This is a genomic window from Pseudomonas sp. W22_MBD1_FP4 (genome assembly GCF_052113765.1).
In the GTDB taxonomy this organism is placed as follows: domain Bacteria; phylum Pseudomonadota; class Gammaproteobacteria; order Pseudomonadales; family Pseudomonadaceae; genus Aquipseudomonas; species Aquipseudomonas sivasensis.
In genome coordinates this window covers 39,572-59,305 of sequence record NZ_JBGQOI010000017.1, presented here as the reverse complement: position 1 = coordinate 59,305, position 19,734 = coordinate 39,572, and the positions used below count along the sequence as shown (strand labels likewise).

Annotated in this window: 14 protein-coding genes; 8 read left to right on the top strand and 6 right to left on the bottom strand. The window is 61.9% G+C overall.

Translation table 11 applies throughout. The annotated features are described in order from the left end of the window. Nucleotides 1-30: 30 nt before the first annotated feature. From ACEN2T_RS21030 to ACEN2T_RS21010, 5 genes are all read left to right on the top strand, one after another. Nucleotides 31-663 carry a glutathione S-transferase family protein gene (locus ACEN2T_RS21030; protein WP_122765554.1) on the top strand — a complete coding sequence of 211 codons (633 nt, stop codon included), beginning with the start codon at nt 31-33 and terminating at the stop codon, nt 661-663. An 18-nt stretch (nt 664-681) separates the two neighbouring features. After that, the gene (locus ACEN2T_RS21025) at nt 682-1,590 is read left to right on the top strand and encodes a LysR family transcriptional regulator (RefSeq protein ID WP_122765553.1); all 909 of its coding nucleotides are present in this window, start codon (nt 682-684) and stop codon (nt 1,588-1,590) included. Next, nucleotides 1,590-2,474, top strand: coding sequence for a LysR family transcriptional regulator (locus ACEN2T_RS21020; protein ID WP_179178730.1), 885 nt, complete (start codon nt 1,590-1,592; stop codon nt 2,472-2,474). Before ACEN2T_RS21025 ends, ACEN2T_RS21020 begins: the two co-directional genes overlap by 1 nt. 80 nt (nt 2,475-2,554) lie before the next feature. Next, nucleotides 2,555-3,487, top strand: a complete 933-nt coding sequence (locus tag ACEN2T_RS21015; protein WP_442117470.1) for a flavin-nucleotide-binding protein — start codon at nt 2,555-2,557, stop codon at nt 3,485-3,487. 167 nt (nt 3,488-3,654) lie between these two features. After that, nucleotides 3,655-4,158 carry a hypothetical protein gene (locus ACEN2T_RS21010; protein WP_442117469.1) on the top strand — a complete coding sequence of 168 codons (504 nt, stop codon included), beginning with the start codon at nt 3,655-3,657 and terminating at the stop codon, nt 4,156-4,158. A gap of 25 nt (nt 4,159-4,183) precedes the next feature. Here ACEN2T_RS21010 and ACEN2T_RS21005 read toward each other — a convergent pair whose 3' ends face one another. Further along, a complete protein-coding gene (locus ACEN2T_RS21005) occupies nt 4,184-4,651 on the bottom strand; it encodes an Sbal_3080 family lipoprotein (RefSeq protein ID WP_050442838.1) in 468 nt (155 codons plus the stop codon). Between the two features lie 708 nt (nt 4,652-5,359). On the opposite strand from ACEN2T_RS21005, the gene ACEN2T_RS21000 reads away from it, so the two are divergent. Together ACEN2T_RS21000 and ACEN2T_RS20995 are read left to right on the top strand one after the other, a co-directional pair. Further along, nucleotides 5,360-5,701 (top strand): hypothetical protein, encoded by a 342-nt coding sequence (locus ACEN2T_RS21000; protein WP_442117468.1) that lies wholly within the window; start codon nt 5,360-5,362, stop codon nt 5,699-5,701. 37 nt (nt 5,702-5,738) lie between these two features. After that, complete coding sequence (locus tag ACEN2T_RS20995; protein ID WP_032887285.1) at nt 5,739-6,143, top strand: RidA family protein; 405 nt, start codon at nt 5,739-5,741, stop codon at nt 6,141-6,143. A 329-nt stretch (nt 6,144-6,472) separates the two neighbouring features. Here the strand turns inward: ACEN2T_RS20995 and adeC are convergent, their stop codons facing one another. Both adeC and ACEN2T_RS20985 read right to left on the bottom strand, forming a co-directional pair. After that, a complete protein-coding gene (gene adeC / locus ACEN2T_RS20990) occupies nt 6,473-7,891 on the bottom strand; it encodes an AdeC/AdeK/OprM family multidrug efflux complex outer membrane factor (protein ID WP_442117467.1) in 1,419 nt (472 codons plus the stop codon). After that, nucleotides 7,891-8,685, bottom strand: a complete 795-nt coding sequence (locus ACEN2T_RS20985; RefSeq protein ID WP_032887288.1) for a helix-turn-helix transcriptional regulator — start codon at nt 8,683-8,685, stop codon at nt 7,891-7,893. The genes adeC and ACEN2T_RS20985 overlap by 1 nt, the downstream gene beginning before the upstream one ends. A 488-nt stretch (nt 8,686-9,173) precedes the next feature. Here ACEN2T_RS20985 and ACEN2T_RS20980 point away from each other — a divergent pair, with 488 nt between their 5' ends. Further along, nucleotides 9,174-15,437: an amino acid adenylation domain-containing protein gene (locus ACEN2T_RS20980; protein ID WP_442117466.1), complete on the top strand. Its 6,264-nt coding sequence runs from the start codon at nt 9,174-9,176 to the stop codon at nt 15,435-15,437. A 25-nt stretch (nt 15,438-15,462) separates the two neighbouring features. Here ACEN2T_RS20980 and ACEN2T_RS20975 read toward each other — a convergent pair whose 3' ends face one another. From ACEN2T_RS20975 to ACEN2T_RS20965, 3 genes are all read right to left on the bottom strand, one after another. Continuing rightward, nucleotides 15,463-16,983: an ArnT family glycosyltransferase gene (locus ACEN2T_RS20975; RefSeq protein ID WP_442117502.1), complete on the bottom strand. Its 1,521-nt coding sequence runs from the start codon at nt 16,981-16,983 to the stop codon at nt 15,463-15,465. After that, a complete protein-coding gene (arnT, locus tag ACEN2T_RS20970) occupies nt 16,983-18,638 on the bottom strand; it encodes a lipid IV(A) 4-amino-4-deoxy-L-arabinosyltransferase (RefSeq protein WP_442117465.1) in 1,656 nt (551 codons plus the stop codon). Before arnT ends, ACEN2T_RS20975 begins: the two co-directional genes overlap by 1 nt. A 187-nt stretch (nt 18,639-18,825) precedes the next feature. Then, nucleotides 18,826-19,497 (bottom strand): histidine phosphatase family protein, encoded by a 672-nt coding sequence (locus tag ACEN2T_RS20965; protein WP_241150126.1) that lies wholly within the window; start codon nt 19,495-19,497, stop codon nt 18,826-18,828. Nucleotides 19,498-19,734: the final 237 nt, after the last annotated feature.

Below are 19,734 nucleotides of genomic sequence, written 5' to 3'. Positions count from 1 at the left end.
TGTCGGAACCCCCACCTTTTGGAGCCTTACATGTCCCAGCCTGCGATCAAACTCTATGGTTTTCCACTGTCCGGCCATTCCCATCGGGCCGAGCTGATGCTGTCCCTGCTGGGGCTGCCCACCGAATTCATCCTGGTGGACCTCAAGCAAGGCGCCCATAAATCCGCTGATTTCACAGCGACGATCAATCGCTTCGGCCAGGTGCCGGCGATTGACGATAACGGCACGGTGCTGGCGGACTCCAACGCGATCCTGGTCTACCTCGCCACGAAATACGGCAACGACCACTGGCTGCCAAGCGACCCGGTGGGGCAGGCGCGTGTACAGCGTTGGTTGTCGGCGGCTGCCGGGCAGCTGCATGCCGGGCCCGCGACTGCACGGTTGGCCACGGTATTTGGCGCCGACGTGGACGCGGCGGCCGCCATCAGTCGCGCCCATGCCTTGTTGGAACTGGTGGAACGGCAACTGAGCGAAACCCGCTTCCTGGCTGGCGAGCAGCCGAGCATTGCAGATATCGCGTTCTACACCTACGTGGCCCATGCGCCGGAAGGTAATGTGTCGCTGGTCGACTACCCTAAGGTGCGCGCCTGGCTTGCCAGTATTGAGGCCCTGCCAGGTTTTGTGGGCATGCCGCGTACGGCGGTAGGTTTGCAATCACAGTAACCTTCCTGAGGCGCATCGATGGACCGATTTCACGAAATGCAGGTGTTCCTGGCGGTGGCCGAGGAGGAAGGTTTCGCTGCCGCGGCGCGCCGCCTGAACACCTCGCCGCCCAGCGTGACCCGCGCCATCGCGGCCATGGAACAACGCATCGGCACCCAGCTGCTGGCGCGCACTACGCGCAGCTTGCACCTGACCGAAGCCGGCCAGCGTTACCTCGCAGATTGCCGGCGCATCCTCGCCGAGTTGGACGAAGCCGAAGAAGCGGCGGCGGGCAGTTATTCGATCCCCTGTGGCCACCTTACGGTGACCGCACCGGTGCTGTTTGGCGAGCTGTATGTGGCGCCGTTGCTGGGTGACTATCTCGACCGCTTTCCCCAGGTGAACATCAATGCCTTGCTGGTGGATCGGGTGGTCAACATGGTCGACGAAGGGGTTGATGTGGCTGTGCGTATCGGCCATCTGCATGAACCGGGGCAACAGGCGATCAAGGTGGGCGAGGTGCGTCGTGTGGTGTGCGCGTCGCCTGGTTATCTCGACCAGTACGGTCGCCCGCTGCACCCCGAGCAATTGCGTGCAGCGCAAATCATCGGCCTATCCTCCAGCCATTTGGTCAGTGAGTGGGCTTTTGTCGACGCCGGCCAGCCGCTGACGGTACCCATCGAACCACGCCTGGTGGTCTCGGCGAACAACGCGGCGATCAACCTGGCGCGCCTGGGTTGGGGCATGACCCGTGTGCTGTCGTATCAAGTCGCGGCAGCGGTGGCGGCCGATGAACTGGAGATTGTGCTGGAGGCTTTTGAACCGGCGCCGCTGCCGATTCAGGTGGTGTTCCAGAGCAGCGGGCGCGTGCCGGCCAAGGTCAGTACGTTTGTGGATTTTCTCAGCCAGCGCCTGGGCCAGGACGCCGCGCTCCAACGGCACGGCTGATGGAACGCTTTCGCGATATGCAACTGTTCGCCGCCATGGCCGGGCAACCGAGCCTGGCCTCGGCGGCGCGTCGTGCGTGCGTCTCCGGCCCGACCTTGGTACGTGCCATCGCGCGGTTGGAAGCACGCCTGCACGTGACGTTGCTGCAACGCAGCACCCAAGGCGTGAGCCTTACGGACGCCGGCAGCGCCTACCTGGCCGACTGCCTGCAACTGCTGGCCAGCGTGGACGCCGCCGAAGCCTCGGCCAAGGGCGCGCATGTGCAGGCTCAGGGCAATCTGCGGGTGTTCTTGCCGCTGTTGTTCAGCCGTTACCTGATGGCGCCGGTGTTGGCCGACTATCTGGAGCGGTACCCCGACATGCGCGTAGTGGCGCGTTATCACGACTATGACCCCAACCTGCATGAGGAGGGCCTGGACGTGGCGATCCTGGTGGGCGAGCTGCCCAGCTCGTCACTGATCGCGCGGCCGCTCGGGCAGGTGCGGCAACTCCTTTGCGCCAGCCCCGATTATCTCGCCACCCACGGCGAGCCCCGGCACCCGAGCGAGCTCAAGCAGCATCGGCTGATCGCCAGTGCCGAGCACGTGCATTGGGATTTCCCAGGCTATTTGCTCAAGGCGCGTGCGCGGTTGAGTTGCTCCACGGTACAAGGCGCAATCAACGCCGCCGTGCAGGGGGCGGGCGTGGTGCGGTGCCTGAGCTACCCGCTGCACGGGCCGTTGGGCAGTGGGCAATTGCGCCGGATCTTGCCGGCCTATGAAGGGCCGCCGCTGCCAGTCAATGTGGTGTATCGCGAGGGCCGCAACGCGCCGATGCGTGTGCGCAGTTTTGTCGACCATTGCGTGGCGGCGTTGCGGGAACACCCAGCATTTCAGTTGGCGTAACAGTGGATTGTCTGGGGTGGTTATTCCCTCTGTTGGCGGGCAGGGCGCAGCATCGCAGCATCTAACGGGAGGTCATCGCCATGAATCCAATCGAACTATCCCCCTGGCATGCCGGCGAACGGCAGATGCAGGAAAGCGCCGGCGTCGCTGAGCGCATGGCTGTGGTCGGGCCCAAAGTAATTCGTGATCACTTGCCTGAGCAGCACCGGGATTTCTACCCTCTGCTGCCATACCTGTTGCTGGGTGTGGTGGACGAACAGGGCATTCCGTGGGCGACGATGGTTGAGGGCGCACCGGGTTTCGCCCATTCGCCCGAGCCGCAGACCCTGCAAATCGACAGTCTGCCCAATACCAGCGACCCCGCTCGCAATGCCGTGCGGCAAGGAGCGTCCGTGGGGCTGCTGGGCATCGACCTCAACACCCGCCGCCGCAACCGCATGAACGGCCGCATCGGCGCCCTGGATCACGAGGGTTTTTCGGTGGACGTGGTGCATACCTTCGGCAACTGCCCTAAATACATCCAACTGCGGCCGGTGGACGGTATCGCACGCAAACCCGGCATCGTGGCCGAGCGCTCCAGCAACCTCGACGCTGGCGCCCAAGCGATGATCCGCAACGCCGACACCTTCTTCGTCGCCAGCTATGTGGACGCTGAAGGCGAACGTTCGGTGGACGTGTCCCATCGCGGCGGCAACACCGGCTTTGTGCGCGTCGACGGCAACGTGCTGACCATCCCGGACTTTGCCGGCAACCTGTTCTTCAACACCCTGGGCAACCTGGCAGCCAACCCGGTGGCGGGTCTGCTGTTCATCGACTTTGACTCGGGCGACGTATTGCAGATTGCCGGAAGCACCTCGCTGATCCTCAGCGGTCCCGACGTGGCAGCGTTTGAAGGCGCGCAGCGGTTGTGGACGGTGACGGTGGAACACGTGGTAAGGCGCCCGGAGGCGCTGGCGTTGCGTTGGGAGTTTGAGCAGTTTTCGCCGTTCAGTCTGGCGATGGGGGGGTGGTAGCGCGCGTGCCGTTCTGGTCGAAGTGAACCCTGTACTAATGACCACAGGTAATAAGAAACGCGTGTTTAAACCTGTCATAAGTCACAGGTTACAACTCACGTTTATTCCACTCCAATACCGGTTGAAAGCGCGGCGACCTCACATTGATAGTGGAGCGGGAGATCAACATGTTTGAAGACATCGAACTGCATAAGTCTAATAAAGGGACGGCCACCGGTACCATGAACGGCACGGTCGTCAGCCTGAGCGATGATCAAACGTATCCCTTTAAGGCGACATGGATCTACCGTGACAACCTAAATGGGATGTTGCGTTTCTTTGGCACAGTGGAAGATCTGGAAAGCCCTGGTCGAACATCGCTCATTGGGCTGGAGCTTACTCCTGAGAGCACTCCCAGCGGCACCTATAGTATCGGCGTAAACCCTGAGAGCGCTTCCAGCGACACCGATAGTATCGGCGCAACCCCTGTGACGCTGAGGTTGGATTACATGACTTTTATCCAAGACACCGGTGTCACCACAGATTACGACGGGATAAAGGGTTGGGTTGAGCTGATAAGCGCCTACCCTGCAAAACCGATCAGCGGAAAGCTGTGGTTTAAAACAATACGACGCGGGGGGCGTGAGTACGAGGTCGAACTGGACTTCAATATCACAGACTTTAAGACGTAGAGCTTCAGGTGCTTGTCTGTTGAATTCAGTCTGGCACTGAGGGAAGGTCAGGCCGGGTCGTACCGTAGACCACTTCCGGGAACAGCTGGTTGGTCATCTCGATGATCTTGTTCTGTGCGTCGATAAACTTGCCCATCCGCGCGCCACCTGAAGTCGAGTCGTACAGCGCCTGGCCGACCTGGCGGCCGTTCTCGAACACCTGGATCTGGGCAAAGCTCATGTACAGCGCCATGTCCCAGCTCCATTTGCCAATGTAGGTGGTCGACAACGCACAGCTGGCAGGCGGGCTCCCGGGCGGCAATTCGCGGGTGTGAAAACCTTTGCTGCGCAGTTGCGCGGTGTAGGTGGTGTTGAATCCTTCGCGCAGGCCTTCTGCGGGGATCGTGCAGATCTCCGGGGACTGTGTGGTGGACAGGGAAACTGGGGTGACGGTTTGCGTGATACTGCAGCCGGTAAGGGCCAGGGCAAGTGCGGGAGCTGCGATCAGGCGCATAGAGACGTCCTTGTGGGGAGTAATGGCTGGATGATAGCAGTGAAGTCCTGATGGCGATTACGATCTCCAGTCCTTAGCGTCGCGAGTGCACACATTGTGTTGTGGCAAGCGGGCTCTTTGGGATGAGCAGGCTTGCCCTGCGCAGCAGCCCCAAAACCCATCACTGCGGAGTGTCTGGCAAACGGCATTCCTCAGTACTGGGGCCGCTTCGCAGCCCAGCGCAGGGCAAGCCTGCTCACCACAATAAACCTGCTCACGTCCATGTGGGTAGTAGTGGCTGGATGATGGCAGTGAAGTCCTGAGGGCGATTACGATCTGCAGTGCTCAGCATCGCGAGTGCACACATTGTGTTGTGGCAAGCGGGCTCTTTGTAGTGAGCAGGCTTGCCCTGCGCTGGGTTGCGCAGCAGCCCCAAAACCCATCACTGCGGACTGTCTGGCAAACGGCATTCCTCAGTACTGGGGCCGCTTTGCAGCCCAGCGCAGGGCAAGCCTGCTCACCACAATAAACCTGCTCACGTTCATGTGGGGGGTAATGGCTGGATGATCGCAGTGAAGTCCTGAGGGCGATTACGATCTGCAGTACTCAGCGTCGCGAGTGCACACCTTGTGTTGTGGCAAGCGGGCTGTTTGTGGTGAGCAGGCTTGCCCTGCGCTGGGTTGCGCAGCAGCCCCAAAACCCATCACCGCGGAGTGTCTGGCAAACGGCATGCCTCAGTACTGGGGCCGCTTCGCAGCCCAGCGCAGGGCAAGCCTGCTCACCACAAAGAGCCTGCTCACCAGCACAAGTCCACTCACCATCGCGGCCACTTCTTCTTGTGTGATTGCCAGCCGTGCGCAACTGGATGGCATTGGGTGGTATTTTCATTTGCCGGGTTTTCTTTTGGAGTCATTTTCAGCGCAGCTGCTGTACGCGCTGGGTGGGGCGACGATCAGAAGAATGCGTGTCGAAAACCCGGACTTTATTCTGCTTAACCGAACGAGCTGTGTTTGTCTCATTGGCTTCGCTGCCTGGCAGATGTATCGCTTATTGAGACATGAAACTGTTTGAGTCAGCCTTATGCTCCAACTAACAACAAGGACCCGTTATGCAACGCAATGTCATCAATCCCGCAAGCGTATTCAACTCTCTGCAATATGGCTTCAGCCAGGCAATTGAGGTTCCCGTTGGCCGGCGCATTCTGCTTTCAGGCCAAGTCGGGGTGGATGCCCAGGAGCGTACGGTCGGCCCAGGCATGGCCGAGCAAGTTGCTACCTCGCTGGACAATATCGAAAAGATCTTGGCCGAGGTCGGTGGTGACCTGTCCCATGTGGTGATGCTGCGGCTATATATCGTCGAGTCCGCACGTGATCAGCAGGAGCCGATAGCTGAGGCCTTGCGTGAGCGCTTTCCCCATAACCCGCCGCCTTCTTCGTGGATTATCGTCAGCGGCTTGTCGTTGCCGCAATGGTTGATCGAGGTCGAGGCGGAGGCGGTGATTACGCTGAAGTAGGGCTTCTCCATCATCGTTGTGAGCGGGCTTTCGTAGTGAGCAGGCTTGCCCTGCGCCGGGCTGCGCAGCAGCCCCAAAACCCATCACCGCGGAGTGTCTGGCAAGCGGCATTCCTCAGTATTGGGGCCGCTTCGCAGCCCAGCGCAGGGCAAGCCTGCTCACCACAATAAGCCTGCTCACCACAATAAGCCTGCTCACCGCAGTAGGCCCGCCCACCACAATAAGTCTGCTCACCACAGTAGGCCTTCTCACCACAATAAAGTCTGCTCACCACAGCAAGCCTGCTCACCACAGTAGGCCCGCTCGACAGCACTCACCCGACAGTTCCGCTAGCGCTGGCTCGTCAGCACCGCCCCATCCCCCCATGCACCGCCCAGCGCGGTATACAGGTTCACCTCCGCCACCAGCTGCGCCAGCCGGTCCACGATCAATGCCTGTTGCGCGCTGAACAGCGAGCGCTGGGCATCGAGGAAGGTCAGGTTGCTGTCTACGCCGCTGCGATAGCGGTGTTGGGCCAAGTCGTAATACGCTTGGTTGGCGGCGACGAAGTCCCGTTGCGCGTTGAGTTGGTCGGTAAAGGTCTGCCGGGCCGCCAGGCCGTCGGCGACTTCCTGGAAGGCGGTCTGGATGGACTTTTCATACTGCGCCACGCCGATGTCTTTTTGCAGCTTGGCGTAGTCGAGGCTGGCGCGCAGGCTGCCGGCGTTGAAGATCGGCAGGTTGATTTGCGGCTGGAAGGTCCAACTGCCGGAGCCGCCCTTGAACAGCCCCGACAATTCGGTGCTGGTGCTGCCGGCGTTGGCCGTAAGGCTTACCGACGGGAAGAATGCCGCACGGGCGGCGCCGATATTGGCGTTGGCCGCGCGCAACTGGTATTCGGCCTGAAGGATATCCGGGCGGCGTTGCAGCAGGTCCGACGGCAGCCCGGCGGGCACGCGGGCTACCAGGTCATCCGCCAGCGGACGGGACGGCAGGGTTTGGTCCACCGGGCCGCCCACCAGCAGGGCCAGGTTGTTGAGGTCTTGCGCAACCTGGCGCTCATACCGTGCCACGCTGGCGCGGGTGCTTTCGACGCTGGTGCGCGCCTGCACCACGTCCAGGGCCGAGGCTTTGCCCGCCGATTTGCTGCGGCTGGTCAGGTGCAGGCTGTGGTCGTTGGCCACCAGGGTTTGCTGGGCCAGGGCCAGCAGTTCCTGGTCGGCGCGCCAGGTGAGGTAGGCATTGGCAACGTTGGCCACCAGGCTCAATTGCGCACTGCGCCGTGCCTCTTCGGTGCCCAGGTAAGTGAGCATCGCCTGTTCGCTGAGGCTGCGCACGCGGCCGAAAAAATCCAGCTCATAAGCGCTGATGCCGAGGGTGGCGGAATAGGTGGACGTAATCGCCGGTTTACCGGTGCCGTTCACAGCCCCAGGCACACGCTGACGGGTGCCGGCACCTGTGGCGGACACCGCCGGGAACAGATCGGCCCGTTGGATGCGGTACTGCGCCTGGAAGGCCTCGACGTTCAGCGCCGCCACCCGCAGGTCACGGTTATTGACCAGCGCCTCGCGGATCAGCTGTTGCAGTGCGGGGTCATGGAACAACTGCTGCCAGTCCGAGGAGGGCGTCAGCGTGCCGGCCTCTGCCAGCGCATACACACCGCTCTGGGGGTACTGGCCAGGCGTCGGTGCTTCGGGCCGCTGGTACTCGGGGATCAGCGAGCAGCCACCCAGCACGAAGACCATGCCGGTGAGGGTGAGTTTTTTCATCAAGCGCCTACCATCCATTTGGCCAAACCATGCCGGCCACTCACACCCAGCTTGGCGGCGGCGCGCTTGAGGTAGGTCTCGATTGAGCTGTTTTTAACACTGAGTTTTTCCGCCAACTGCGGCACGGTGCCGCCGGTCAACAGCCCGAGGCACACCTCCTGCTCGCGGGCCGACAGGGTGATGTCTCCGAGAGAAAGGCGCTTATAGAACTCACGCTGCAATTGCGATTGCTCAAGCAGTGTATGGCCCGGCTCGGACTGGTCGTGCGGCGCCTGGCGCAGGATCTGGGCGTGGCGTTCGATCAGCGGCAGCAGCGTGTCCGACAGGCACTTGAGAAACGACAACTCGGCCAGGGAAAACCCGCGCTGGGTCGGCGGCCGGTAGAACGAAATCACGCAGCGCCGGTTACCCTGGCGCGACACGAGGTTGCACTGGTGCGAGGTGCCGCGCGGGTGTGCGCTGTTGGGTCTGGCGTTCATCTGGATCAGCAGTGGGTCCTGCATGCTGAGCATTTGCAGCAGCAGCGGGTGGTCATCCAACTGGCACACCGCCAGGGGCGGCGGCAAGTCCTGCTTCTGGCCGGCGCTGCCGAGCAGCTTGATATCGAGCACGCGATCGCGCAGCTCGTCGAGGGTCCACTCACTGAGGTCCACCAAGTGGATCGGCACCCATTTGCTGACCAGATGCAGCATATGGTCGGCAAACGCCTCATGGCCGCTGTGTGCAATCAATTCACCCATTTCAGCGAAGAAATTCGGGCTCTGTGTGTTACCCATGCTGCGCTTCAAACTCATAGCCATCTCATCCTTGATGTCGAAAACCGTCAACGAACTCCCTGGGCCTCTGGGGGGCGATCCGTTCCTCATGAACGAGAGTCGGCACTCGAGATTTTATTTAGCCAGGGGATTCTTCCTACGTATGTAGCGGAAACGAGGGACACAAACTGCCATAAAAACCACGTCATTAATTCGACGTTTCTGAGAGCTGTTTCCGGCTAAGTGAACGGCTGAGTCTTTTTGAATTTAACTTAAGTTTCTGATTTACATAGAAAATATATTTATCGAGATGAGGTTGTAAAAAATCACTAGCGACCGCGTATAGCCAATTTCCTACAGCTCTTTAATCGTTTCAGCTGTGAACCTTCAGTCAACCGGGATCCATCCATTTGAATGTCCGGGTTTAGGGTGACAGACAGCCCCAACCCCCCATGCTCAAATCCGGCAATTTCGCCGTAATGGGGCTCCCTGCGCGGCCAGTGCCTGACACCCATGAGAAGGATCTTATGCAGCAATTTTCCAGCCTGCCGGCCAGTTTTCCCCTCACCGCGGCCCAACAGGACATCTGGCTCGACCAACTGCGGATGGGCGATTCGCCGCTGTACAACATCGGCGGTTATGTCGACTTCGAAGGTGCAGTGGTGCCTGAATTGATTCAACGAGCTGTTGAGCAGTTGGTGGCCCGGCACGATGCGCTGCGCACTCAACTGCACAGCGACGACCACGGCTTGCCTCGACAAACCTTCGCCCCCGCGTTGTTGACCGAAGTGGCGCAGTACGATTTATCCGCATTGCCCGACCCACAGGCCGCCAGCCAGGCCTTGATGCAGGCGCACATGGCGCGGCCTTATCAGAGGGAAGGCGCGCCGCTGTTCCACTTCTTCCTGATCAAACTCGCCGACAACCACTACCGCCTCGGCACCCAGGCCCATCACGTGATCCTTGATGGCTGGGGTTTTGGCCAGATGCTGCAATCCCTGGCGCAGCTCTACACCGGCCTTGAACAAGGTCGTTCATCGGAGTCGGCGGCACCGTCCTATATCGACTTTATCGACGCCGACCAGCGCTACCGCAACTCGTCTCGCTTCGTCCGCGACCGCGCCTACTGGCTGGACAAATACCAGGTGCTGCCGGAACCGTTGCTCACGCCCAAGCACCTCGCCAACGCGACCAGCAACACCCTGGCGCAACCCTTTTCGGTTGCTTTGCTTGACCGCATGGAACAGGTCGCGAGCCGTTATCAGGCCTCGGCGTTTCATGTGCTGTTGGCGGCGATGTATGTGTATTTCACCCGCACCGCCCAGCGCCCGGATTGGGTGGTCGGGCTGCCGATTCTCAACCGCTCCAACGCGCGTTTTCGCGCCACCGTAGGGCTGTTTGCCCAAGTCAGTGCGGTGCGTTTTCAGTTCGATGAACAACTGCCGTTCGGCGCCTTGGTACGCGGCGTGCGCGACCAGCTCAAGCAGGATTTGCGTCACCAACGGTTTCCGTTGAGCGAGATGAACCGCGAACTGGGCCTGCGCCGTGCGGATCGCGCCCAACTGTTCGACCTGTCGGTGTCCTTCGAGCAGGACGACCATGAGCTGCGCTACGGCGCCACCCAGGCCCGCGCGATCAAGGTGTCCAACCACCATGAACCGCTGCCGATTGCCATCCACTTGCGCAGCAACCGCTGCCAGGGCACCGCGACGCTGCATTGCGTGTACAACGAGGCGTACTTCCAGCACGACGAGGTGCTCGCCTTGGCCCAGCGCTTTACCGGGTTGCTGGAGCAAGGGCTGGATAACACCGAGTTGCCTGTCGGTGCGTTCTCCATGGTCACGGCCGCCGAACAGGCCCGGCTGCACGAGTGGAACGCCACCGCACAGCCGATTGCGCAGCCGCACACCCTGCACGCACGCATCGAAGCCCTGGCCGTGCGCACGCCGGACGCTGTGGCCGCGATCTACCAGGGCCGTCAGTTGACCTATGCCCAACTCAATCAAAAAGCCAATGGATTGGCCCATCAACTGATTGAGCTGGGCGTGCAGCCCGATGATCGCGTGGCGGTTCTGGCCCGGCGCAGTTTGGACACGCTGGTGGGCCTGCTGGGGATCCTCAAAGCCGGCGCCTGCTACGTGCCGGTCGACCCGGCCCATCCCGCTGAGCGCTTGAGCTATCTGCTGCAAGACAGCGCGCCGGTGGCGGTGCTCACCCAGCACGATTTGCGGCATCGCCTGCCTGCTCTGGCGCTGCCGGTGGTTGAGTTGGACCGACCGACGCTGCAGGTGGGTGCCAACCCGCACGTTGCGGTCAAACCGTCGAACCTCGCCTACGTGATCTACACCTCCGGCTCCACCGGCTTGCCCAAGGGCGTGATGGTCGAACACCACAGCGTCTGCAATCTGGTGGACTGGCACTGCCAGGCCTTTAATCTGCAGGCGGGCAGCCACACCGCCAGCGTCGCCGGCTTCGGTTTTGACGCGATGGCGTGGGAAGTCTGGCCGGCGTTGTGCGTGGGGGCCACGTTGCACCTGCCGCCGGCCCATGACGGTGCGGAAGACATCGACGCGCTGCTCGGTTGGTGGCGCGCGCAGCCGTTGGACGTGTGCTTCCTGCCGACCCCCGTGGCCGAATACGCCTTCAGCCAGCGTTTGGAGCATCCGACCCTGCGCACCTTGCTGATCGGCGGCGATCGCCTACGCAGCTTCACACGCGCACAAACCTTTGACGTGATCAACAACTACGGCCCCACCGAGGCCACCGTGGTTGCCACCTCCGGTCGCGTCGATGCGGGCCAGCCGTTGCACATCGGTGCGCCCGTCGCCAACGCAACCGTTTACCTGTTGGATGACCAGCAGCGCCCGGTGCCCATCGGCGTGGCGGGGGAGTTGTACGTTGGCGGTAAAGGCGTGGCGCGCGGTTACCTGAACCGCCCGGAACTGAGTGCCGAACGCTTTCTCGACAACCCCTTTGCGCCGGGCCGGATGTACCGCACCGGCGATCTTGCGCGCTGGCTGGCCGACGGTCAGCTTGAATACCTGGGCCGCAATGACGACCAGGTGAAAATCCGTGGCATGCGCATCGAGCTGGGGGAGATCGAATCGGCCCTGGCCACCCACGCGGACGTCAAGGAAGCCGTGGTGCAGTCTCGCGACGGGCAATTGCTCGCCTGGTTTATCCCATGCCAGGCCGTCGACATCGAAACCCTGCGCACCCATCTGCAAAACGCATTGCCGGACTACATGCTGCCAGCGGCCTACATGCCCCTGGACGCGTGGCCCTTGACCGCCAACGGCAAACTCGACCGCAAGGCACTGCCGGCGCCGACCCAGGCGGCATTCGTCACTCGACGGTTCGAAGCGCCGCGCGCCGGTGTGGAGACCGTCCTGGCGCAGCTTTGGGCGGAGCTGTTGCAGGTGCAGCACGTGGGCCGTCACGACCATTTCTTCGAACTGGGCGGGCACTCGTTGCTCGCGGTGCAATTGGTGCAACGCATGCGCCAGGCCGGTTTGCGCGCCGATGTGCAAGTGCTGTTCGGCCAGCCGACGCTGGCGGCGTTGGCGGCGGTGAGTGAAGGCAGCGAAGTGCAAGTGCCGGCCAATCGCATCCCTGCTGACTGCCGCCACATCACCTCGGATTTACTGGCGCTGGCCGAGCTGGATCAAACCAGCCTGGACGGCATCGTCGCGGCTATTCCCGGGGGCGCGGCCAACGTGCAGGAAATCTACCCCCTGGCGCCGCTGCAGGAAGGTTTGCTCTACCACCACCTCACCGATGAGCACGACCCGTACCAGCAACAGGCACTGTTCAGCTTTGAACGGCGCGAGCAACTGGACGCCTTTGCCCAAGCCTTGCAACAGGTGATCGACCGCCACGATATTTTGCGCACCAGCCTGGCCTGGGAAGCCTTGGAGCAGCCGATGCAGGTGGTGTGGCGCGCGGCGCGCTTGCGTGTTGAGCCGTGGTGTGAGGGTGATAGGCCTTTGGACTTGCGCCAGGCACCTTTGATGGCGCTGGACTATGCCGAAGCGCCCGCGGGTTGGGTCGCCCGATTGCGCTTTCATCATTTGGTGAACGACGCCACGTCCACCACGATTCTGATGCAGGAACTTCGCGCCCATCTGCTCGGCCAACAAGCGCAATTGCCGACGCCGGTGCCATATCGCACGGTGGTGGCGCAGTCTCGTTCACCGGCGCGCCAGGCCGCCCATGAGGCGTTCTTTCGTGAGCTGTTGGGGGATGTGGACGAGCCTACGTTGGCCTTCGGCCTGCAGGAGCGCCAGGCCAATCGTAGCGACACCGAAGAAGCCCAGCGTGCCCTGAGTGATGACCTCAATCTGCGCTTGCGTGCTCAGGCCCGTAGTTTGGGCGTCAGTGCTGCCAGCCTGTTCCACCTGGCCTGGGCCCAGGTGCTCAGCCGCGTAGCGGGCCGTGATGATGGCGTGTTCGGCACCGTGTTGCTCGGCCGTTTGCAGGCAGGCGAGGGCGCCGACCGGGCCTTGGGCATGTTCATCAATACCCTGCCATTGCGTCTGCATCTGGCCGGGCAAAACGTGGCGGACGCATTGCGCGACACCCATCGCCAACTCAGCGCCTTGCTCGCCCATGAGCAAGCGTCGCTGGCCTTGGCCCAGCGTTGCAGCAGCGCGACGCCGCTGTTCAACAGCCTGCTCAATTACCGTCATACCGATGCCGAGCGCGACCTCGTCTTGGTGCCGGGCATCGCTTTGGTCAGCGCCGAAGACATCCTCAGCTACCCGCTGATGCTCAGCGTGGACGATACCGCCAGCGGTTTTCATCTCAAGGCCAAGGCACCGCGCAAGGTCGGCGCCGAGCGAATCCTGGACTATCTGGAAACGACGCTGATCAACCTGGCGGATGCATTGGAAAATACACCGCAAGCACCGATGCGGGACGTGCAGGTGCTGCCCGCCCGTGAAGTGCAGACACTGCTGTTGGACTTCAACGCCACCGCAACCGACTACCCCGAAACCCTTACCGTCCAGGCGCTGTTCGAAGCCCACGCCCGCCACATTCCGCACGCGGTGGCGGTGCAGGCCGGCGAGCAGCAACTGACGTATCGCGAACTCAACGAGCGCGCCAACCGGCTGGCTTTTTACCTGCGCGAGCGTGGCGTGCAGCCGGATTCCCGCGTGGCGCTGTGCGTCGAGCGCGGCCTGGACCTGGTGGTGGGGTTGCTCGCCATCCTCAAGGCCGGTGGCGCCTATGTGCCGCTGGACCCCGGTTACCCCCGCGAACGCCTGGCCTATATGCTCCAGGACAGCCAACCGGTGGCGCTGCTGGTGCACGCGGCCACCCGCGACTTGCCGGGTGAAGTCGCCATCCCGGTGATCGACTTTGACCACTGTGCCTGGAGCCACGCGCCGGAGGGCAACCCATCAGTGCCGGGGCTGAGCGTCGCCAACCTGGCCTACGTGATGTACACCTCCGGCTCCACCGGCACGCCCAAAGGCGTGATGATCGAACATCGCGGCCTGGGCAACCTGATGCACTGGGGCTCGCAACTGTGTCCTAACGCCGAGGGCGGAGCGCTGTTGCAGCGGGCGCCGTTCAGCTTCGACGGATCGGTCTGGGAGCTGTTCTGGCCCCTGGCCAATGGCATGCGATTGGTCCTGGCGCGGCCCGATGGTCATCGTGAGCCGGCCTACCTGGCGCAAGTGATTCGCGAGCAACAGATCACCGTGATCAAATTCGTACCGGCGATGTTGCAGCAGTTCCTTGAGTTGGAAGAATCCGCCCTGTGCACCAGTCTCACCGATGTGCTCTGTGGCGGCGGCGAGCTCACCGAAGCCCTGGCCCGTGGCGTGCAGGCGCGCTTGCCCAAGGTGCGCCTGCACAACGTCTATGGCCCCACCGAAGCCACAGTAGACAGCAGCGCCTGGACCCTGGAGCCCGGCGCGCCAGTACCCGCGCTGCAGTTGCCCATCGGCCGTGCGATCAACAACACGCGCCTGTACGTGCTGGATGCGCACGACGCGCCGGTGCCCATGGGCGTCAGCGGCCAGTTGCATATCGGCGGTGTTGGTGTGGCCCGTGGGTATCTGGGGTTGGAGCAAATGACGGCCGAGCGCTTTATCGACAGCCCGTTTGTACAAGGGGATCGGCTGTACCGCACCGGCGACCTGGTGCGCTACCTGCCGGACGGCAACCTGGAATTCCTCGGGCGTAACGACTTCCAGGTCAAGCTGCGCGGCGTCCGTTTGGAACTGGGGGAAATCGAATCGTGCCTGTTGGCACATCCGGCGCTGCGTGAGGTGGCGGTGTTGATTCGTGATGAGCGTCTGCTTGCCTACTTCACCGTGCGCGGCCCGGCGCCGAGCCTGGAAGACTTACGCACCCATGTGCTGGCGCAGTTGCCGGAATACATGGTGCCGTCGGCCTTCGTACAGCTTGATGAACTACCGCTCAACCCCGCCGGCAAACTCGACCGCAAGGCCCTGCCAGAACCGGGGTTGGAGGCGGTCCTCAGCCGCGCCTATGAAGCGCCCCAGGGCGAAGTGGAAACCTTGATGGCCGGGATCTGGGCGCAGGTGCTCAAGCTGGAGCGGGTAGGGCGCCACGACCACTTCTTCGAACTGGGCGGGCATTCGTTATTGGCCGTGAACCTGGTGGCGCGCCTGCGCAAAGCGGGGTTGGAGGTGGATGCGCGGACGTTGTTCAGCCAGCCGACGCTGGCGCAGTTGGCTGCGTGCACGGTGGCGCAGGTGGTGAAGGTGGAGGTGCCGCAGACGGCGATTCCGCAGCTTGGTCGTCGGCGTCGGATCTGAAAAAGCCGCTTGCCCATGTTGATCCTTAGTGAGGCTCAGGGATAAACGCTACGCTGCCCTCTTCACGCCTCTGAAACAGCCGCTCGCCATTGTCCGGCTGGGTGGTGATCCGCTGATGGTCGGCACCCAGATAAGCCAGCGGCGTCGGATCATCCTTGGAAAACTGCGCGACGATGATCGTACGTTGCGGGTCAAAGGCCTGGCCGCTGGTTTTTTCCAGCCAGGCCATCAACGCGGCGCTGTCGCCCTGGCGGGGGAAGTCCTGGGTCTCGGCGATGTAGTAGAACGGCTTTCCGCCATTTTGAAGGTACATCGGCAGTTTGTTATCGACCTCTATCAGCACCATCTGCCATTGATTCCAAGGCGCGGTTTTGCGCGCTTGGGCTTGCACATCCTCGGCGAAGCGGGTCACGCCGCCGTTGCCGTTGGACCAGGGATAGGCCACGCCGAGTATCAACAGCATGAGTGCGGCCGCGATCCCCAAACCCTTCTGCCAGCGCGGCCAGCCGGCGGGCTTTTTCAGCACGCGCTCACTTACCCACCACGCAGCCAGCAACTGGGCAAATGGCACCAGCGGCAGCACGTAGTAGCTGCGCCGGCTGCCGCTGGCGGTGAAGAACACAAACAACAGGCCCAGGCCCCATACCAGCCAGCGCACGTTCGGCGGGGTATGGCGCCAGTGGCGCACCGCCAGCCACAGACCGAGCAGCCAACAAGGGGTCCAGGGCAGGGTGTAGGCGGGCAGGTAGATCAGGTAGGTGTAGATCGGCCCCATATGGTCGAACGGGTCGAAGAAACGCACTACGTTTTCCCGAAACACCAACGCCAGGCCGCTCTCGCCATAGGTCGGTGCGCCGTAGAAGTGCGACAGCACGAACGGCACGGCATACACCGCTGCGGCGATCAGCACGGCCAGCACCAGGCGTAGGTTGAGGTGGCGCTTGTAGCGCTGTTCGCTGAGCAGGTGCGGCAGCAGCACCAGGCCGGGCAGTACAAAACCGATCAGGCCCTTGAGCAGCGACGTCAGGGCCAGTAACAGGAAAAACACCGTGTAGCGCCACAGGCGTGCGTCGTCGGGGCCACGCCAATACCAGGCGACTGCCGCCAGCACGCCGCACACGGTGAGCACATCCGCTGTGGCCACGCGGGCCCAGAACAGGAAGTAGAACGTGGTGGCGAGCATCCAGCCGGCGATCAGCCCCGTGCCCTTGCGGAACAGGCGTTCGCCGATCACGTACACCAGCCACACACTCAACCACGCGCCGATGACCGATGGCAGGCGCAACGACCAGGGGCCGAGGCCCCCCATCAGGTGGGCCGCACCGGTGATCAGCCAGTAGGAGGGCAGGGGTTTGTCGTAATACGGCAAGCCCTTGAGATACGGATCAAAATAGTCACCGCTCTGCAGCATCTGCAAGGCGATGTTCGCCCAGCGGGTTTCCGCGCCCCACAGGTCGCGCGCGCCCAGGCCGGTGAGCAGCAGCAGGGCCGAGACGCCCAGTAACAGCAGCAGGGCGCCGCGGTCAGTCTTGAAATACCCCAGCATCATGGCGCCTGCGGGTAGAGGATAAGTTCCAGGTAGCCCTTGTGATAGCGTTTGCCTCCGGGTGGCAGTTGCCCGGCCTCGCGCATTTCACTGGTGCTGTTGACCCGCAGCAGCACGCCTACGGAGCCGTGCTGGCGCGCCTCTTTGAGCCAGTCCTGAACCTGTTCCAGCTCCACTTTACGTGTTACCGAGCCGGCGTATTGCAATCCGTAGCGCAACTCGCCTTCGGTGTCATACAGCGCCACGTCGGCGCGTTTCAAGCGCCAGGCCAATGCGCTGGCACTCCCCAGTTCATTGCTCAGCAGTGTATTGGTTTGCTGCAACTCATCCAGGTGCTCCAACACGAATTGGTCGGGCATTTCGTTATCTGCGATATAGGCTGGCATGCTCGACGGCAGCATTACCACCAGCAGGCCAATGCCCAAGGCCGGCATTGCCCACAGCGTCAGTGGCCGTATGCTTTGCAACAGGTTGGTGAGGATCCATCCCAGTAGCACGATAAACGCCAGCGACAGGCTGAACATCTCTGCATGGCTGTTGCTGTACAGCGGCCTGGCGACTTGCAGGTAGATCAGGCTGACCATCGCGGCCATGCCGATGACGAAGTTGAACAGGCCATTGAGGCGTAGTGTGCGGGTTTTGCCTTGGCTGACCAGGTCGCTCAAGGTATGCCCCATCAGCAACGCCAGGGGCAGCAGGCACGGCATGATGTAGGTCGGCAGTTTGCCGTTGCTCAGGCTGAACAAGCCCAGCGGCAGCAGCAACCACAGGGCCAGGAAGGCGATTGCCGGCTGGCGTTTTTGTTTCCAGGCCTGGTGCAGGGTGTTGGGCAGAAGCCCGGTCCACGGCAAGCAGGCCACCGCCATGATTGGCAGGAAAAACCACCATGGCCGCACATGTTGGGCGTCGTCGGCGCTGAATCGGCGGATGTGTTCATTCCAGAAAAAGAAGCGCCAGAAATCCGGTTCCTGGTTGTGGATCGCCAGCACCCAGGGCAAGCACACCAGCACGGCCACGCCGATGGCCAGCGGGCCATACCGCAGCAGCTCGCCCAGGCGCCGTTGCCAGAGCATATAGGGCAGGACGATCAGCACTGGCAGCGCCCACGCCAGGAAACCCTTGGTCATGAACCCCATGGCACACGCAAATCCCAACACGGCCCAGGCACCCAGACGGCTGCGCAGGGTGTGGCTGTCGAGGGCAAACCACAGCGCCACCAGGCTCAGGTTGACCCACAAGGTGAATTGCGGATCGAGGTTGGAGTACCCCGCTTGCCCGGCCACCAGGCCAAAACTCAGGTAGAGCAGGGCGCAGGCGAAAGACTTGCGTGGGTCGTTCCACAGTCGCCGGGCGATCAGGTACGCCAGCAGCACGCTCAATCCGGTGGTCAAGGCCGAGGCGATGCGTACACCGAACAGGTTCTGGCCAAACACCGCCTGGCCCAGGGCGATCAGCCAGTAACCGGCGGACGGTTTTTCGAAATAACGGATACCCATGAAGTGCGGCGCCACCCAGTTTCCGCTTTGGAGCATCTCCTGGCTGATCTGGGCGTAACGGGTTTCATCCGGTATCCACAAACCATGCAGGCCCAGTGGTAATAGATAAAACGCGACGAAGGCCAGTAATAAAACCGGCAGGGGTTTAAAGCGGGTCATGACAACGTCGCTCCTTGACGTCTGGTGGTGGTTTTTTCAACTAATGAAGTAAAGGCGAAAGTCGTCACAGCGTTCACTGAATAACGGGAAATAGTCATAACGACCTTAAAAAAGGGCGCAACTAAACATGCCCGAATAGGGCTGTCTTTTTGCTGAACATAAGCCGTAGTGGCAGGAAGGGAATGCGTTAGATTTGTTTGAGCGCGGCCGGCCAATCCTGGTTTTTCATGATGCCCAGGGCCTTGAACTTGCCGTTGGCCAGCACCTGCACGAATAGCGCGCTGCCGTACTCGGAAAACTTGGCGTGGGGGAAGCCCAGGGTGGTTTCGAAGTCAGCAATGCAGCCGCTGTGAGTGACGAAGACGAGGTTGCGTCCGGCCTGTTTGTGGCTGAGCAACTCTTCGCCCATGGCCTTGCCGCAGACGGCTTGTTCGCTGGCGGTCATCTCGGTTTTGCCGAACATGAAACGCGAGGTCTGGGCGGTGCGAATGGCGGGGCTGGAGAGTACGTCGGTGCCGTCCATGCCCAGTGATTTAAAGGCTTTGCCCATGTTTTCCGCGTGCTGGCTGCCATTAATCGTCACGCCTTCCACCGGGCCCAGGCAAGGGTTGCTCGAACGGTCGCAGCGCTCTTCATGACGCACCAGCACGATCAGATCGCCGTCGCGCCACAGTGGCAGCACCTCGGACGTCAGCAGACGATTGCCTACGCCCAGATCCCGTGGCGAGGTCGGCCAGAACAGCGCGCAAGTGAGCAGCGCTCCGACCACGGCAAGCCCGAGCCAAAGCGGTTTGAGGCGCTTGAGAAAGGCCCGGCGCGAGCGTGGTTTAATCAGGGTAATGTCAACCACTTCATTCACCTTGGACGCTGTTGGCAATCTTGTATTAGTTAGGCGCAACGTGTTGGCGAATAGCCGCAGTGGAGCAGAAGGCTGTCACAGGGCTGCTGTCTTTTCGCTGAACATGCTGCGGTTAAAAGTTGCCAGGGTTGGCAACTAAGAAGTTGCCGACGAGTGACGCTTGGCCGGTAATTTAAAGTGCGGTGGGTCGGTGGCCGGTGAAAAGCATGTGAAAAATTTGCGTGGCCTCGATCCCCA

What these genes read in the sequence shown, in the direction of transcription:
- ACEN2T_RS21030 (WP_122765554.1), top strand. Translation starts at nt 31, where the DNA reads ATGTCCCAGCCTGCGATCAAACTCTATGGTTTTCCACTGTCCGGCCAT.
- ACEN2T_RS21025 (WP_122765553.1), top strand. Translation starts at nt 682, where the DNA reads ATGGACCGATTTCACGAAATGCAGGTGTTCCTGGCGGTGGCCGAGGAG.
- ACEN2T_RS21020 (WP_179178730.1), top strand. Translation starts at nt 1,590, where the DNA reads ATGGAACGCTTTCGCGATATGCAACTGTTCGCCGCCATGGCCGGGCAA.
- ACEN2T_RS21015 (WP_442117470.1), top strand. Translation starts at nt 2,555, where the DNA reads ATGAATCCAATCGAACTATCCCCCTGGCATGCCGGCGAACGGCAGATG.
- ACEN2T_RS21010 (WP_442117469.1), top strand. Translation starts at nt 3,655, where the DNA reads ATGTTTGAAGACATCGAACTGCATAAGTCTAATAAAGGGACGGCCACC.
- ACEN2T_RS21005 (WP_050442838.1), bottom strand. Translation starts at nt 4,651, where the DNA reads ATGCGCCTGATCGCAGCTCCCGCACTTGCCCTGGCCCTTACCGGCTGC.
- ACEN2T_RS21000 (WP_442117468.1), top strand. Translation starts at nt 5,360, where the DNA reads ATGCCTCAGTACTGGGGCCGCTTCGCAGCCCAGCGCAGGGCAAGCCTG.
- ACEN2T_RS20995 (WP_032887285.1), top strand. Translation starts at nt 5,739, where the DNA reads ATGCAACGCAATGTCATCAATCCCGCAAGCGTATTCAACTCTCTGCAA.
- adeC (WP_442117467.1), bottom strand. Translation starts at nt 7,891, where the DNA reads ATGAAAAAACTCACCCTCACCGGCATGGTCTTCGTGCTGGGTGGCTGC.
- ACEN2T_RS20985 (WP_032887288.1), bottom strand. Translation starts at nt 8,685, where the DNA reads ATGAGTTTGAAGCGCAGCATGGGTAACACACAGAGCCCGAATTTCTTC.
- ACEN2T_RS20980 (WP_442117466.1), top strand. Translation starts at nt 9,174, where the DNA reads ATGCAGCAATTTTCCAGCCTGCCGGCCAGTTTTCCCCTCACCGCGGCC.
- ACEN2T_RS20975 (WP_442117502.1), bottom strand. Translation starts at nt 16,983, where the DNA reads ATGCTGGGGTATTTCAAGACTGACCGCGGCGCCCTGCTGCTGTTACTG.
- arnT (WP_442117465.1), bottom strand. Translation starts at nt 18,638, where the DNA reads ATGACCCGCTTTAAACCCCTGCCGGTTTTATTACTGGCCTTCGTCGCG.